This window comes from Pseudomonas sp. B21-021 (assembly GCF_024749205.1).
GTDB lineage: Bacteria > Pseudomonadota > Gammaproteobacteria > Pseudomonadales > Pseudomonadaceae > Aquipseudomonas > Aquipseudomonas paraglycinae.
On sequence record NZ_CP087192.1, the window covers coordinates 5147949 to 5162492 of the forward strand.

Sequence of the window (14544 nt, forward strand, 5' to 3'; positions counted from 1 at the left end):
AAAGAGTAAAAACTCGCCGGTGCATTTCTGGCCGCCCGTGATCGGCCTTGCGCTCACCGCAACAGACCTGATTAGGAGAATCATCATGGCTTTCGAATTGCCGCCGCTGCCTTACGCACACGATGCCCTGCAGCCGCACATTTCCAAGGAAACCCTGGAATTCCACCACGACAAGCACCACAACACCTACGTCGTGAACCTGAACAACCTGGTGCCAGGCACCGAGTTCGAAGGCAAGACCCTGGAAGAAATCGTCAAGACTTCCTCGGGCGGCATCTTCAACAACGCCGCTCAGGTCTGGAACCACACCTTCTACTGGAACTGCCTGGCGCCAAACGCCGGCGGTCAACCAACCGGCGCACTGGCTGAAGCCATCAACGCGGCTTTCGGTTCGTTCGACAAGTTCAAGGAAGAGTTCAGCAAAACCTCGATCGGCACCTTCGGTTCCGGCTGGGGCTGGCTGGTGAAAAAGGCTGACGGTTCCCTGGCTCTGGCCAGCACCATCGGCGCCGGCAACCCGCTGACCAGCGGCGACACCCCGCTGCTGACCTGCGACGTGTGGGAACACGCTTACTACATCGACTACCGTAACCTGCGTCCAAAATACGTCGAGGCGTTCTGGAACCTGGTCAACTGGAAGTTCGTGGCCGAGCAGTTCGAAGGCAAGACCTTCACCGCTTAAGCTGCACGCCAGACAAAAAACCCGGCCATTGCCGGGTTTTTTTCTGCCCGCAGAAATCATCATGGGTGAGTCGCATCACAAACAGGGCCTTTTCCCACACGTAAAGCAGCCCTTCTCGCCTTGCTCCCAAGCCACGGCGAACTACCATCAAAAGAGGAAAAATTGTCCGACGCCCCTCAAGTTGGAGACCGAAACTACCGACACAGTACAAATAGGGCAAATACTCCAGACAGCAGCATTTCGGCCAAGGCCACGGACAAATTTTCCGCGGCTCGATTGTCCCTTTGACTGCCAACACGGGATTGCCAATACTCATGGCAACTTGACGCTACCCGCACGGAACAAGGAATAACCCTTTGAAGCTGGAACTCAAGAACAGCTTGTCGGTGAAGTTGCTCCGGGTCGTGCTCCTGTCGGCATTGATCGTCGGCGTGGTCTTGAGCTGCGCGCAGATCGTTTTCGATGCCTATAAAACACGCCAGGCCGTCGCCGGCGATGCCGAACGCATCCTCGACATGTTCCGCGATCCCTCTACCCAGGCGGTCTACAGCCTGGACCGGGAGATGGGCATGCAGGTGATCGAAGGCCTGTTCCAGGACGACGCCGTGCGCCAGGCCTCCATCGGCCATCCCAACGAAGCGATGCTCGCGCAAAAGTCGCGTGAGCTGCAGCATTCCAACAGCCGCTGGCTGACCGACCTGATTCTTGGCCAGGAACGCACCTTCACCACCCAACTGGTGGGACGTGGCCCCTACAGCGAATATTACGGCGACCTGAGCATCACCCTCGACACCGCCACCTACGGTCAGGGTTTCATTGTCAGCTCGGTGATCATCTTCATTTCCGGCGTGTTGCGTGCCTTGGCCATGGGTCTGGTGCTGTACCTGGTCTATCACTGGCTGTTGACCAAACCGCTGTCGCGGATCATCGAACACCTCACCGAGATCAACCCGGACCGCCCCAGCGAACACAAGATTCCGCAGCTCAAGGGCCACGAGAAAAACGAACTGGGTATCTGGATCAACACCGCCAACCAGTTGCTCGAATCCATCGAACGCAACACCCACCTGCGCCACGAGGCGGAAAACAGTCTGTTGCGCATGGCCCAGTACGACTTCCTCACCGGCCTGCCGAACCGCCAGCAATTGCAGCAGCAACTGGACAAGATCCTGGTGGATGCCGGCAAGCTGCAGCGTCGGGTTGCGGTGTTGTGTGTCGGACTGGATGACTTCAAAGGCATCAACGAACAATTCAGCTACCAGACCGGCGACCAGTTGTTGCTGGCCCTGGCTGACCGGCTACGCGCCCACAGCGGTCGCCTCGGCGCCCTCGCCCGTCTCGGCGGCGACCAGTTCGCGCTGGTGCAGGCCGATATCGAACAGCCTTACGAAGCGGCGGAACTGGCGCAAAGCATTCTCGATGACCTGGAAGCGCCGTTCGCCCTCGATCATCAGGAAATCCGCCTGCGCGCGACCATCGGCATCACCCTGTTCCCGGAGGACGGCGACAGCACCGAGAAGCTGTTGCAGAAAGCCGAGCAGACCATGACCCTGGCCAAGACCCGCTCGCGCAACCGCTATCAGTTCTACATCGCCAGCGTCGACAGCGAGATGCGCCGCCGTCGCGAACTGGAAAAAGACCTGCGCGATGCCTTGCTGCGCGATCAGTTCTACCTCGTCTATCAGCCGCAGATCAGCTACCGCGATCACCGTGTAGTCGGGGTCGAAGCATTGATCCGCTGGCAACATCCGGAACACGGTCTGGTGCCGCCGGACCTGTTCATCCCGCTGGCCGAGCAGAACGGCACCATCATCGCCATCGGCGAATGGGTGCTGGATCAGGCCTGCAAGCAACTGCGCGACTGGCACGATCAGGGCTTCGTCGACCTGCGCATGGCGGTCAACCTGTCCACCGTGCAACTGCACCACGCCGAGCTGCCACGGGTGGTCAACAATCTGTTGCAGATGTACCGCCTGCCACCGCGGAGCCTGGAGCTGGAAGTCACCGAAACCGGCCTGATGGAAGACATCAGCACCGCCGCCCAGCACCTGCTGAGCCTGCGCCGCTCCGGCGCCTTGATCGCCATTGACGACTTCGGCACCGGCTACTCCTCACTGAGCTATCTCAAGAGTCTGCCGCTGGACAAGATCAAGATCGACAAGAGCTTCGTCCAGGACCTGCTGGATGACGACGATGACGCGACCATCGTTCGCGCCATCATTCAACTGGGCAAGAGCCTGGGCATGCAGGTGATCGCCGAGGGCGTGGAAACCGCCGAACAGGAAACCTACATCATCTCCGAAGGCTGCCACGAAGGTCAGGGTTACCACTACAGCAAACCGCTGCCGGCGCGCGAGCTGAGCGTTTATCTCAAGCAGGCCCAGCGCAGCAACGCGGCCATCCTCTGAAGTCTCCCTGCGAAGCCCGGCAAAACCCTTGATCCGCCGGGCGTGGTCTACGCTGTTGATCCAGCGCAACCCCCACGCAAATAGGAAATATTTCCAGCTACAACCCTTTACACATAATGCGAAAGATTTGCATTATGTCGCAGCTTTTGCGCACCCCCGCGCCTGTCCACTCAATTACCGAAGCAGGATGTTCGCCATGATTCGTATGCCTCTGGCTACCGCCAGTCTGCTGGCCATCGCTATTTCCCTCGCCGGTTGCGGCGAAGGTAAAGACAAAGAAAAGGCCGCCGCTCCTGCGCCGACTCCGGCTGCGAGCACCGCTGCACCGGCTGCGCCTGCTGCTGCCGGTAAAGTCGACGAGGCCGCCGGCAAAGCCGTTGTCTCGCACTACGCCGACATGGTCTTCGCCGTTTACAGCGATGCCGAATCCACCGCGAAAACCCTGCAAACCGCCATCGACGCGTTCCTCGCCAAGCCGAACGCCGACACCCTGAAAGCCGCCAAGGCTGCCTGGGTTGCCGCTCGCGTTCCTTACCTGCAGAGCGAAGTGTTCCGCTTCGGCAACACCATCATCGACGACTGGGAAGGTCAGGTGAACGCCTGGCCTCTGGACGAAGGCCTGATCGACTACGTCGACAAGTCCTACGAACACGCACTGGGCAACCCCGGCGCCACCGCCAACATCATCGCCAACACCGAAGTACAGGTCGGCGAAGACAAGGTCGACGTCAAGGACATCACCCCGGAAAAACTCGCCAGCCTGAACGAGCTGGGCGGCTCCGAAGCCAACGTTGCCACCGGCTACCACGCCATCGAATTCCTGCTCTGGGGCCAGGACCTGAACGGCACCGGCCCTGGCGCCGGCAACCGTCCTGCGTCGGACTACCTGGAAGGCGCCGGCGCCACCGGCGGTCACAACGATCGTCGTCGTGCCTACCTGAAAGCCGTGACCCAGCTGCTGGTCAGCGACCTGGAAGAAATGGTCGGTAACTGGAAGCCGAACGTGGCCGACAACTATCGCGCCACCCTGGAAGCCGAACCGGCTGAAAGCGGCCTGCGCAAAATGCTGTTCGGCATGGGCAGCCTGTCCCTGGGCGAACTGGCCGGCGAGCGCATGAAGGTGTCCCTGGAGGCGAACTCCCCGGAAGACGAACAGGATTGCTTCAGCGACAACACCCACAACTCGCACTTCTACGATGCCAAGGGCATTCGTAACGTTTACCTGGGCGAGTACACCCGCGTCGACGGCACCAAAATGACCGGCGCCAGCCTGTCGTCGCTGGTGGCCAAGGTTGATCCGGCTGCCGACACCGCGCTGAAAGCCGATCTGGCCGCCACCGAAGCCAAGATCCAGGTCATGGTCGATCACGCCAACAAGGGTGAGCACTACGACCAGTTGATCGCGGCCGGCAACACCGCCGGCAACCAGATCGTCCGTGACGCCATCGCTTCGCTGGTCAAGCAGACCGGTTCGATCGAAGCCGCTGCCGGCAAACTGGGCATCAGCGACCTGAACCCGGACAACGCCGATCACGAGTTCTGATCACAGCGTCCGCGTTAAAAAAGGCGACCTTCGGGTCGCCTTTTTCGTTCTGGCTGACCTGACGTGCATCAAGCAAACGATAATTCCTCTTATTCAAACCCCCTCGCCCTGTTAGACTTTGCGCCTTTAAATTCGCCCCTCTTGCAGGATGTCTGATGCCCTCGCTGCCTCTTCGCTTGTCCGCACTGTTTCTGGCCCTGGGCCTGAGTGCCTGCGATGACGCCCCGCGTTTCACCAAGGCCGAGCCGGGTGAGGCCCGTTCCGGCGGCGCGGCGACCGTGCGCAAGAGCGATCAGAACGCGTTTTCCCTGCCGTCCGCCAATCTGCCACCGTCGCGGCGGGTGGACTTCAGCGTCGGCAACAGTTTCTTTCGCAGCCCGTGGGTGATCGCGCCGTCGACCACCACCGCACGCGATGGCCTCGGTCCGCTGTTCAACACCAACGCCTGCCAGAACTGCCACATCAAGGACGGCCGCGGCCATCCACCGACTCCGGACGCGGCCAACGCGGTGTCGATGCTGGTGCGCCTGTCGATTCCCGATGCGCCGGCCTATGCCAAGGTCATTGAGCAAGTGGGCGTGGTGCCCGAGCCGGTCTACGGTGGCCAGTTCCAGGACATGGCCGTCCCCGGCGTCGCGCCGGAAGGCAAGGTGCGGGTCGATTACACGCCAGTACCGGTCCGCTTCAAGGACGGCACCGAGGTCGAGCTGCGCAAACCGGTCTTGCAGATCACCCAGCTCGGCTACGGCCCGATGCACCCGGACACACGTTTCTCGGCTCGCGTTGCGCCGCCGATGATCGGCCTGGGCCTGCTCGAAGCGATCCCGGAAGAAGCGATCCTCGCCAACGCCGCCGCGCAGGCCAAAGAGAACAACGGCATCAACGGCCGGCCAAACCGGGTCTGGGACGATGAGCAGCAAAAGACCGTCATGGGCCGATTTGGCTGGAAAGCCGGCCAACCGAACCTCAATCAACAAAATGTTCACGCGTTTTCTGGTGATATGGGCCTCACCACCAGCCTGAGACCGTTTGATGACTGCACCGACGCGCAAACCGCCTGCAAACAGGCGCCGAACGGCAACGGCCCGGACGGCGAACCTGAAGTCAGCGACAACATCCTGCGCCTGGTGCTGTTCTACAGCCGCAACCTCGCCGTTCCCGCCCGCCGTGGGGTCAACGATGCGCAGGTGCTGGCCGGCAAGAATCTGTTTTTCCAGGCTGGCTGCCAGTCCTGCCACACACCGAAATACACCACCGCCGCCAACGCGGCCGAACCTGAACTGGCCAATCAAGTGATTCGCCCGTACAGCGATCTGCTGCTGCATGACATGGGCGAAGGTCTGGCGGACAACCGCACCGAATTCCAGGCCTCCGGCCGCGACTGGCGCACCCCGCCGCTGTGGGGCATCGGCCTGACACAGGCCGTCAGCGGCCACACCCAGTTTCTGCATGACGGCCGCGCCCGCAACCTGCTCGAAGCCGTGCTCTGGCACGGCGGCGAAGCGAAGGCGGCGCAGCAACAGGTTTTGTCTTTCAACGCCGAACAGCGTGCCGCGCTGCTGGCGTTCTTGAACTCACTTTAAACACTTAAAAGAATCGGGAGCCCGACATGTTCCGTCCCAAGCTGTTGTTCACCAGCCTTGCCGCACTGGCCCTCGGCGCGTGCTCGCCGCAGGATCCGCAAGCCGTCACCTCGGCGGCCATCGCCAAATCGGTGATCCTGCCGACCTACACCCGCTGGGTCGAAGCCGACAAGCAACTGGCCGTCAGCGCCCTCGCCTACTGCCAGGGCAAAGAGTCGCTGGACACCGCCCGTGCCGACTTCCTGCACGCGCAGAAAGCCTGGGCCGAGCTGCAACCGCTGCTGATCGGCCCGCTGGCCGAGGGCAATCGTTCGTGGCAGGTGCAGTTCTGGCCGGACAAGAAAAACCTGGTCGGCCGTCAGGTCGAGCAACTGGTGACCGCGCAGCCGCAGATCGACGCCGCCGCACTGGCCAAGTCCAGCGTTGTGGTGCAAGGCCTGTCCGCTTACGAGTACATCCTGTTCGACGCCAAGCCTGACGTGGCCAACGACGCGCAGAAAGCCAAGTACTGCCCACTGCTGGTGGCCATCGGCGAGCGTCAGAAACAACTGGCCGAAGAGATTCTCAGCAGCTGGAACAACACCGACGGCATGCTCGCGCAGATGAGCAAGTTCCCGAACCAGCGCTACGCCGACTCCCACGAAGCGATCGCTGATCTGCTGCGGGTACAGGTCACTGCCCTCGACACCCTGAAGAAAAAACTCGGCACGCCGATGGGCCGTCAGAGCAAGGGCGTGCCTCAGCCGTTCCAGGCTGATGCATGGCGCAGCCAGTCGTCCATGGAGTCGCTGGAAGCCAGCCTCGCGGCGGCCAAAACCGTCTGGGAAGGCGTCGACAACAAAGGCCTGCGCGGCCTGCTGCCGGCTGAGCAAAAGCCGCTGGCGGACAAGATCGATGCAGCCTACGCGGCGTCGCTCAAACTGTTCGGCAGCACTCAGCGCTCGCTGACCGAAATGCTCAACGATGACGCCGGTCGCCAGCAGCTCAACGACATCTACGACAGCCTCAACGTCGTCCACCGCCTGCACGAAGGCGAGCTGGCCAAGGCGCTGGGCATCCAACTGGGCTTCAATGCCAACGACGGTGACTGATGAGGGCACGTGCCATGCTGCGACGCCAGGCTCTGACTTTAGGTAGTTTGCTGCTGGGAGCAGTGACACTGGGCGGCTGGACGCTGTTCAAACGCAAGGACCAAAGCCCGCTGCTGCTGTCGGCGCGGGACGACACCGACGGCAAGCATTACGCCGTCGGTTATCGGCTGGACGGCACTCAGGTGTTCGCCACGGAAGTCGGCCAGCGCTGCCACGACATCATCAATCACCCGACGCTGCCGATCGCGCTGTTCGTCGCCCGCCGGCCGGGCACCGAGAGCTACCTGATCGACCTGCGCAACGGTGCATTGCTGCAAACCGTGACGTCGCAGCCGAACCGGCATTTCTACGGACATGCGGTGATCCACCACAGCGGCGACTACCTGTACGCCACCGAAAACGACACCACCGATCCGGGCCGAGGCCTGCTCGGGGTGTACAAATTCGAAGGCGAACGGCTGGTGCACAGCGGCGAGATCTCCACCCACGGTCTCGGCCCGCATCAGGTGTCGTGGATGCCCGACGGAGAAACCCTGGTGGTGGCCAACGGCGGTATCCGCACCGAGGCCGAAAGCCGGGTCGACATGAACCTCGACGCCATGGAACCGAGCCTGGTGCTGATGCAGCGCGATGGCACCCTGCTGAGCAAGGAAACCCTCGCCCAGCAGATGAACAGCGTGCGCCACCTGGGAATCGCCAGCGACGGCACCATCGTCGCCGGCCAGCAATTCATGGGGCCGTCTCATGAGCGCTCGGAGCTGCTGGCGATCAAACGTCCCGGCCAGCCGTTCGTGGCGTTCCCGGTGCCGGACCATCAGTTGCAGTCGATGGGTCATTACACCGCGAGCGTCGCCGTGCACAGCGACCTGCGTCTGGTGGCACTGACCGCACCGCGCGGCAACCGCTTCTTCATCTGGGATCTGGACAGCGGCGAAGTTCGCCTCGATGCCCCATTGCCTGACTGCGCCGGCGTCGGTGCGGTGAAAGACGGGTTCGTCGTGACCTCCGGTCAGGGACGCTGCCGCTACTACGATTGCCGTCAGGACGATCTTCTGGCCAAACCGCTGGATTTGCCCGCAGGGCTCTGGGACAACCATCTTCATCTGATGGCCTGAAATTCGCCGCCGACCGTTCGGTCGGCGGCCCCGCTTTTCTCCAACTTCTTCCCTTACACCCGGTAAAAACTGGCAGTTGGAATCCCTGCCGGACTCGGGGTAATGTGCCCGCCTGTCTCGCCTGATTTTCTCCAAGGAACTGGAAATATGCTGCGTCGCCGCATGCTGATCATGTTGGGTGTTGTACTGCTGATCGTTCTGCTTCTCGCCGGTTACAAGGCCTTCTCGATCTATACGATGATCCAGGGCTTTTCCAAGCCGAAGCCGCCGATCAGCGTCGCCGTGGCCACGGCCGTCGAGCGCCCGTGGCAGATGCGTCTGCCCACCGTCGGCACGCTGAAGGCGCTGCAAGGCGTCGACCTGAGTCTGGAGAACGCCGGCACCGTCACCGAGCTGAAATTCGAATCGGGGCAGAAGGTCAAGGCCGGCCAGCCCTTGCTGCAACTGGACAGCGCCGTCGAAGCCGCCTTTCTCGAAACCGCCAAGGCCGATCTCGGCCTCGCACAGCTGGATTACGGTCGCGGCAGCCAGCTCGTCGGCAGCAGCGCCATCTCCAAAGGCGAGTTCGACCGGCTCTCGGCGCAGTTGCAAAAGAACAAGGCCACGGTCAATCAACTCAATGCGGCGCTGGCGAAAAAGCGCATCGTCGCGCCCTTCAGCGGCACCATCGGCATCCGCCTCGTGGACATCGGCGACTACCTCGCCAGCGGCACCAAGATCGCCACCCTGCAGGACCTGAGCAGCCTCTACGCCGACTTCTACGTGCCCGAACAGTCGGTGCCGAAACTGGCCATCGGTCAGCCGGTACAGATCACGGTCGCGGCGTACCCCGGCCAGAGCTTCACCGGCGCCATTACCGCGATCAACCCGATCGTCGAAAGCACCACCCGTAACATTCTGGTGCGCGCCACCCTGGCCAACCCCGACGGCAAGTTGCTGCCGGGCATGTTCACCAGCATCGAGGTGCTGCTGCCGGATCCGCAGAAACACATCGTGGTCCCGGAAAGCGCGATCACCTACACCCTCTACGGCAACTCGACGTACGTGGTCACCCAGAAGAAAGCCGAAGACGGCTCCGTCGAAAAGGACGACAAGGGCCAGCCTGTGCTGATCGCCGAGCGTCGGTTCGTCGAGACCGGCGAACGCCGCGATGGCCAGGTGATGATCAACAAGGGCGTGCAGAGCGGCGAACAGGTGGTGACGGCCGGCCAGATCAAACTGGACAACGGCGCCCACATTGCCATCAGCGACGACAAGACCCTCGGCGAGCAGAACAGTCCGCCCCGCGCCGACTGATCAAGGAAACCCCATGGCTTTTACCGATCCGTTCATCCGCCGCCCGGTGCTCGCCACCGTGGTCAGCCTGCTGATTGTGCTGCTGGGCTTCCAGGCCTGGAGCAAGCTGCCGCTGCGCCAGTATCCGCAAATGGAAAACGCCCTGATCACGGTGACCACCGCGTACCCCGGGGCCAACGCCGAAACCATTCAGGGCTACATCACCCAGCCGATGCAACAGAGCCTGGCCAGCGCCGAGGGCATCGACTACATGACCTCGGTCAGTCGCCAGAACTTCTCGGTGATTTCGATCTACGCGCGCATCGGCTCCAACAGCGACCGTTTGTTCACCGAACTGCTGGCCAAGGCCAACGAGGTGAAGAACAAGCTGCCTCAGGACGCCGAAGATCCGGTGCTGAGCAAGGAAGCCGCCGACGCCTCGGCGCTGATGTACATCAGCTTCTTCAGCAAGGAGCTGAACAACCCGCAGATCACCGACTACCTGTCGCGGGTGATCCAGCCGAAACTGGCGACCCTGCCGGGCATGGCCGAGGCGGAGATTCTCGGCAACCAGGTGTTCGCCATGCGCCTGTGGATCGACCCGGTGAAACTCGCCGGCTTCGGCCTCAGCGCCAGCGACGTGACCAACGCGGTGCGCCAGTACAACTTCCTCTCCGCCGCCGGCGAAGTGAAAGGCGAGTACGTGGTCACCAGCATCAACGCCAACACCGAACTGAAGTCCGCCGAAGCCTTCGGCAAGATCCCGCTCAAGGTCAGCGGTGACAGCCGGGTGTTGCTCAGCGATGTGGCACGGGTCGAGATGGGTGCGGAAAACTACAACTCGATCAGTTCGTTCGGCGGCACGCCCTCGGTGTACATCGGGATCAAGGCCACGCCCGGCGCCAACCCGCTGGAAGTGATCAAGGAAGTGCGCAAGATCATGCCGGAGCTGGAAGCCCAGCTGCCGCCCAACCTCAAGAGCGAGATCGCCTACGACGCCACGCTGTTCATCCAGGCCTCCATCGACGAAGTGGTGAAAACCCTGTTCGAAGCGGTGCTGATCGTGATCGTGGTGGTGTTCCTGTTCCTTGGTGCGCTGCGTTCGGTAGTGATTCCGGTGGTGACCATTCCGCTGTCGATGATCGGCGTGATGTTCTTCATGCAGATGATGGGCTACTCGATCAACCTGCTGACCCTGCTGGCGATGGTGCTGGCCATCGGACTGGTGGTGGACGACGCAATTGTGGTGGTGGAAAACATCCACCGGCACATCGAGGAAGGCAAGACACCACTGGAGGCCGCGCTCGAAGGCGCCCGCGAAATCGCCATGCCGGTGGTGTCGATGACCATCACCCTGGCGGCGGTGTACGCACCGATCGGGTTCCTGACCGGGCTGACGGGGGCACTTTTCAAGGAGTTTGCGTTGACCCTGGCCGGGGCGGTGGTGATCTCCGGCGTCGTCGCCCTGACCCTGTCGCCGATGATGTGCGCCGTGTTGTTGCGTCATGACGAAAACCCCAGCGGCTTGGCCCATCGCCTAGACCGGATTTTCGACAGCCTCAAGCGTCGCTATCAGAGCATGCTGCACGGCACGCTCAATACCCGGCCGGTGGTGCTGGTGTTTGCGGTGATCGTGCTGTGCCTGATTCCGGTGCTGCTCAAGTTCACCAAGTCGGAGCTGGCGCCGGACGAGGACCAGGGCATCATCTTCATGATGGCCAACGCCCCGCAACCGACCAACCTCGATTACCTGAACACCTACACCGACGAGTTCATCAAGATCTTCAAGGAGTTCCCGGAGTACTACTCCTCGTTCCAGATCAACGGCTATAACGGGGTTCAGAGCGGCATCGGCGGTTTCCTGCTCAAGCCGTGGAACGAGCGCAGCCGCACGCAAATGGAAATCCTCCCCGAGGTACAGGGCAGACTCGAGGGCATTCCGGGCCTGCAGATCTTCGGCTTCAACCTGCCGTCCCTGCCTGGCACCGGTGAAGGCCTGCCGTTCGAGTTCGTGATCAACACCGCCAATGACTACGAGTTGTTGCTGCAGGTGGCCGACCGGATCAAGAAGCGCGCCATGGAGTCGGGCAAGTTCGCCTTCGTCGACCTCGACCTGGCTTTCGACAAACCCGAAGTGGTGGTCGACATCGACCGCGCCAAGGCTGCGCAGATGGGCGTGTCGATGCAGGATCTGGGTGGTACGCTTGCGACCTTGCTCGGCGAAGCCGAGATCAACCGGTTCACCATCGAAGGCCGCAGTTACAAGGTCATCGCACAGGTCGAACGGGCCTACCGCGACAACCCGGACTGGCTGAACAATTACTACGTGAAAAACACCCAGGGCGAACTGCTGCCGCTGTCGACCCTGATCACCGTGACCGACCGCGCACGACCGCGACAGCTCAACCAGTTCCAGCAACTCAACGCGGCCAAGCTGTCCGGGTTCCCGCTGGTGAGCATGGGCGAAGCTATCGACAGTGTGTTGCAGATCGCTCGGGAGGAGGCCCCGGCCGGGTTTGCCTTCGATTACGGCGGCGCCTCCCGGCAGTTCGTCCAGGAAGGCAGCGCGCTGTCGGTGACCTTTGCGTTAGCGCTGGCGATCATTTTCCTGGTGCTGGCGGCGCAGTTCGAGAGCTTCCGCGATCCACTGGTGATTCTGGTGACCGTGCCGTTGTCGATCTGCGGAGCGCTGATTCCGCTGTTCCTCGGCTGGTCGAGCATGAACATCTACACCCAGGTCGGGCTGGTGACATTGATCGGGCTGATCAGCAAGCACGGGATTCTGATCGTCGAGTTCGCCAACCAGTTACGCAAGGAGAAGGGCCTGACACCCCGTGAGGCGGTGGAGGAAGCGGCAGCGATTCGCCTGCGCCCGGTGTTGATGACCACCGCGGCGATGGTCTTCGGCATGGTGCCGCTGATCGTGGCTACCGGCGCCGGGGCGGTCAGCCGTTTCGACATCGGGACGGTGATTGCCACGGGGATGTCGATCGGGACATTGTTTACGCTGTTTGTCCTGCCGTGCGTTTACACCGTGCTGGCGAAACCCGATCCCAAGGCATGACGCAGTAAAAAAAGCCATGACGCAATAAAAAAGGCCTCGCATCAGCGAGGCCTTTGGCTCTTGTAGAAAGAGATTTCAATCGATTCAACTCTGCGGCCTCATCCCTTGAGAAAGTCCGAACATGAACAGTAAAAGATCATGATCGGGTTGTGTGGCCACGGCGGCTTTCGCCACCCGTGGCATCGGGCAATGCGGGTCGCTCGCCGAGGCGCCGATCACCTGCATGCGTGGCTGTTCCCAGGCCGCCACCGCCAATGATGCAACTGCCAAGGCTCCTACCAGAAACAAACCTCGAGCAATTTCTAGTTTCATCGCTATAAACCTTTGATAGCGCTGCCAAACGCCGTCTCATAAAAGTAGACGAGTTTTTTCCAGTCTGTCGCGCTGAACGACGAGTGGCGGCGCAATTGCTTCATGTCATGGGCGGCCGCGCGATGAGCGGTCAGACGCTGACGGCATTTTTCCAGATCGATCAGGGCGACTTCGACCTTGGCCGATTCACCTTCGCCCGTCACCCGCACAAACACGTGCTTGATGTAGATGCAGCTGTGCTGCCAACGGCCCTTGTGCATGCGCGCCAGGTTTTCGGCGAGGTCCTTGAGCACGCGCTCATAGACAGCTTCGCCATACTGCTCGCGGCCGCCGCCGGCTTCCCAATGCTCAAGCTCCTGAAAGCCATCGAGCGATTTGGTCACCAGCAGTGCACGCCACTTGAATTCTGGATCTGGCTGGGCACCGCAGAACACAATTTCGGGCACCCGTACACCCAGACGTGAAACCCCGGTCAATGCATCCAGCTCGCGCAATACGGTCGGACGTCCGAACGGATGCCGCCAGCTGCGATAGATATGTCCGGTCTGGCGTTTGGCATACAGCAGCTGGCCATCGCGCCCCTTGACTCGTTGCACACCACTTTCGCCACCACGGCGCACATTGGGTTCCTCGACCCATTCGCCACGCTGGTTCCAGTAGTAGTCGAAGCGATCCTCGGGAGCGACTTCCGCTTCTGCTGCAAATTGCACTGCCATCCTCTTACCTCTTGCGTAATACGTAAACTCGCCACATGGCATAGAGCGGAATAAAGTCCAGTTGTTCCTGGATCCGGAATCCTGCCTCTTCGAATTCCTTTTCAACTGTTGCGGCCGGTAACACAAACCGGTTCTGGTAACCCTCCTGGCCACGCTTTTGCTCGGCGCGTTTGCGTTTCCAGGCCTTGAAATTGCCGTCCACCCACAGCGAAATGATCACGCTGTCCCGGGTGACACGCTCGAACTCACGCAGAATCGCCCGGCGGTGCTCGGCTTCGCCGATGTGATGCAGCAGTCGCATGCAGAAAATGCTGTCGACGGCGTTATCAGGCAAGGCAATGTCGAACGCAGACGTGTGCAAGGGTTGTACCCGTTTCACCACATCTGCCGGTTGCGCCTGCATGGCGGTCTTGATCATCGACTCGGAGTTGTCCGCTCCGATGATCACCCGATTGGGCTTTTCCGCCAGCAATGGCCAGAAACGTCCTGCGCCGCATGGCAGGTCGAGCACCAGTCCCGGCTCACCAACGAGGGTCAACGCCTTGCGGGCCAACTGCTGATCCCGCCAGTTGGACAAACGACGCCCCAGACCGTACTGGTGTTTACGCAGGTATTTCTGCGCATGGTTGTCGTCGTACTTTTCGGAAAAATCGAGTTTGATCGGGCCGGCCATCACCAGGACTCCTGAATTACTGATGACGCCACCTTAAGCAGCGGTGTGTCAGCGTCAGGTCATCCCTTTGTGAAAAAAACGT

The 14544-nt window shown here is 61.3% G+C and carries 11 protein-coding genes; 8 read left to right on the forward strand and 3 right to left on the reverse strand.

What is annotated here, in order from left to right:
* Positions 1-85 precede the first annotated feature (85 nt).
* From LOY31_RS23070 to LOY31_RS23105, 8 genes are all read left to right on the forward strand, one after another.
* Positions 86-682, forward strand: a complete 597-nt coding sequence (locus tag LOY31_RS23070) for a superoxide dismutase (protein WP_003227660.1) — start codon at positions 86-88, stop codon at positions 680-682.
* Between the two features lie 356 nt (positions 683-1038).
* Positions 1039-3090: a bifunctional diguanylate cyclase/phosphodiesterase gene (locus LOY31_RS23075; protein WP_007953246.1), complete on the forward strand. Its 2052-nt coding sequence runs from the start codon at positions 1039-1041 to the stop codon at positions 3088-3090.
* Between the two features lie 196 nt (positions 3091-3286).
* Positions 3287-4633 carry an imelysin family protein gene (locus tag LOY31_RS23080; protein WP_007953245.1) on the forward strand — a complete coding sequence of 449 codons (1347 nt, stop codon included), beginning with the start codon at positions 3287-3289 and terminating at the stop codon, positions 4631-4633.
* 155 nt (positions 4634-4788) lie between these two features.
* Positions 4789-6216: a di-heme oxidoredictase family protein gene (locus LOY31_RS23085; RefSeq protein ID WP_085745258.1), complete on the forward strand. Its 1428-nt coding sequence runs from the start codon at positions 4789-4791 to the stop codon at positions 6214-6216.
* A gap of 26 nt (positions 6217-6242) precedes the next feature.
* Positions 6243-7307: an imelysin family protein gene (locus tag LOY31_RS23090; RefSeq protein WP_007953243.1), complete on the forward strand. Its 1065-nt coding sequence runs from the start codon at positions 6243-6245 to the stop codon at positions 7305-7307.
* A 14-nt stretch (positions 7308-7321) separates the two neighbouring features.
* Positions 7322-8422: a DUF1513 domain-containing protein gene (locus LOY31_RS23095; RefSeq protein WP_085606720.1), complete on the forward strand. Its 1101-nt coding sequence runs from the start codon at positions 7322-7324 to the stop codon at positions 8420-8422.
* A gap of 147 nt (positions 8423-8569) precedes the next feature.
* Positions 8570-9718: an efflux RND transporter periplasmic adaptor subunit gene (locus LOY31_RS23100; protein WP_127799667.1), complete on the forward strand. Its 1149-nt coding sequence runs from the start codon at positions 8570-8572 to the stop codon at positions 9716-9718.
* Positions 9719-9731: 13 nt separating this feature from the next.
* Complete coding sequence (locus tag LOY31_RS23105) at positions 9732-12761, forward strand: multidrug efflux RND transporter permease subunit (protein WP_258712255.1); 3030 nt, start codon at positions 9732-9734, stop codon at positions 12759-12761.
* Between the two features lie 84 nt (positions 12762-12845).
* Here LOY31_RS23105 and LOY31_RS23110 read toward each other — a convergent pair whose 3' ends face one another.
* The 3 genes from LOY31_RS23110 to LOY31_RS23120 are packed head-to-tail and all read right to left on the reverse strand — an operon-like array spanning position 12846 to position 14462.
* Positions 12846-13073, reverse strand: coding sequence for a hypothetical protein (locus tag LOY31_RS23110; protein ID WP_011335717.1), 228 nt, complete (start codon positions 13071-13073; stop codon positions 12846-12848).
* 2 nt (positions 13074-13075) lie between these two features.
* Entirely contained in the window at positions 13076-13789 is a 714-nt protein-coding gene (locus LOY31_RS23115; protein WP_085606726.1) for a lipopolysaccharide kinase InaA family protein, read from the reverse strand.
* Positions 13790-13793: 4 nt separating this feature from the next.
* On the reverse strand, positions 13794-14462 hold the full coding sequence (locus LOY31_RS23120) for a class I SAM-dependent methyltransferase (protein ID WP_258712256.1): 669 nt from the start codon (positions 14460-14462) through the stop codon (positions 13794-13796).
* Positions 14463-14544: the final 82 nt, after the last annotated feature.

What these genes read in the sequence shown, in the direction of transcription:
- LOY31_RS23100 (WP_127799667.1), top strand. Translation starts at nt 8,570, where the DNA reads ATGCTGCGTCGCCGCATGCTGATCATGTTGGGTGTTGTACTGCTGATC.
- LOY31_RS23110 (WP_011335717.1), bottom strand. Translation starts at nt 13,073, where the DNA reads ATGAAACTAGAAATTGCTCGAGGTTTGTTTCTGGTAGGAGCCTTGGCA.
- LOY31_RS23105 (WP_258712255.1), top strand. Translation starts at nt 9,732, where the DNA reads ATGGCTTTTACCGATCCGTTCATCCGCCGCCCGGTGCTCGCCACCGTG.
- LOY31_RS23115 (WP_085606726.1), bottom strand. Translation starts at nt 13,789, where the DNA reads ATGGCAGTGCAATTTGCAGCAGAAGCGGAAGTCGCTCCCGAGGATCGC.
- LOY31_RS23090 (WP_007953243.1), top strand. Translation starts at nt 6,243, where the DNA reads ATGTTCCGTCCCAAGCTGTTGTTCACCAGCCTTGCCGCACTGGCCCTC.
- LOY31_RS23080 (WP_007953245.1), top strand. Translation starts at nt 3,287, where the DNA reads ATGATTCGTATGCCTCTGGCTACCGCCAGTCTGCTGGCCATCGCTATT.
- LOY31_RS23085 (WP_085745258.1), top strand. Translation starts at nt 4,789, where the DNA reads ATGCCCTCGCTGCCTCTTCGCTTGTCCGCACTGTTTCTGGCCCTGGGC.
- LOY31_RS23120 (WP_258712256.1), bottom strand. Translation starts at nt 14,462, where the DNA reads ATGGCCGGCCCGATCAAACTCGATTTTTCCGAAAAGTACGACGACAAC.
- LOY31_RS23095 (WP_085606720.1), top strand. Translation starts at nt 7,322, where the DNA reads ATGCTGCGACGCCAGGCTCTGACTTTAGGTAGTTTGCTGCTGGGAGCA.
- LOY31_RS23070 (WP_003227660.1), top strand. Translation starts at nt 86, where the DNA reads ATGGCTTTCGAATTGCCGCCGCTGCCTTACGCACACGATGCCCTGCAG.